Source organism: Nonomuraea sp. CX421 (genome assembly GCF_059358955.1).
In genome coordinates this window covers 1-1008 of record NZ_JCADBK010000064.1, presented here as the reverse complement: position 1 = coordinate 1008, position 1008 = coordinate 1, and the positions used below count along the sequence as shown (strand labels likewise).

The window sequence follows — 1008 nt, the reverse complement described above, 5'->3', positions numbered from 1 at the left end:
TCAGAGGCCGGCGGCGGTCCGGAGCGACTCGGCGCGGTCGGTGGACTCCCAGGAGAAGCCCTCGCGGCCGAAGTGGCCGTAGGCGGCGGTCTCGGAGTAGATCGGGCGCAGCAGGTCGAGGTCGCGGATGATGGCGGCCGGACGCAGGTCGAACACCTGGAGCACGGCGGCCTGGATCCTGTCCACCGCGACCTTCTCGGTGCCGAAGCACTCCACGAACAGTCCGACCGGCTGGGCCTTGCCGATCGCGTAGGCGACCTGCACCTCGCAGCGGTCGGCCAGCCCGGCGGCCACCACGTTCTTGGCCACCCAGCGCATCGCGTAGGCCGCCGAACGGTCCACCTTGGACGGGTCCTTGCCGGAGAACGCGCCGCCACCGTGACGCGCCATGCCACCGTAGGTGTCAATGATGATCTTGCGGCCGGTCAGCCCGGCGTCGCCCATCGGCCCGCCGATCTCGAACCGGCCGGTCGGGTTGACCAGCAGCCGGTAATCCGACGTGTCGAGGTCGAGCCCCGCCAGCACCGGCTCGACGACGTGCTCCTTGATGTCGGGCGTCAGCATCTCCCTGAGGTCGATCTCGGCCGCGTGCTGCGTGGAGACGACCACGGTGTCGAGGCGGACCGGCTGGTCGCCGTCGTACTCGATGGTGACCTGGGTCTTGCCGTCGGGCCGCAGGTAGGGCACCAGGCCGGACTTGCGCACCTCGGACAGGCGCTGGGCCAGCCGGTGGGCCAGCGTGATCGGCAGCGGCATCAGCTCGGGCGTCTCCCGGCAGGCGTAGCCGAACATCAGCCCCTGGTCACCGGCGCCCTGCCGGTCGAGCTCGTCCACTCCCTCGCCCGAGCGGTGCTCGTAGGCGTCGTCGACCCCCTGCGCGATGTCGGGCGACTGCGCCCCGATGGACACCGACACGCCACACGAGGCGCCGTCGAAACCCTTGTGGGAGGCGTCGTAACCGATCTCCAGGATCTTCTCCCGGATGACACCCGGAATGTCGACGTAGGT

The 1008-nt window shown here is 70.1% G+C and carries 1 protein-coding gene; it reads right to left on the bottom strand.

The features are described from left to right. Positions 1–1008: methionine adenosyltransferase (gene metK / locus AC5L3X_RS39145; protein WP_494863852.1), on the bottom strand; the 1008-nt coding region annotated here is incomplete at its 5' end.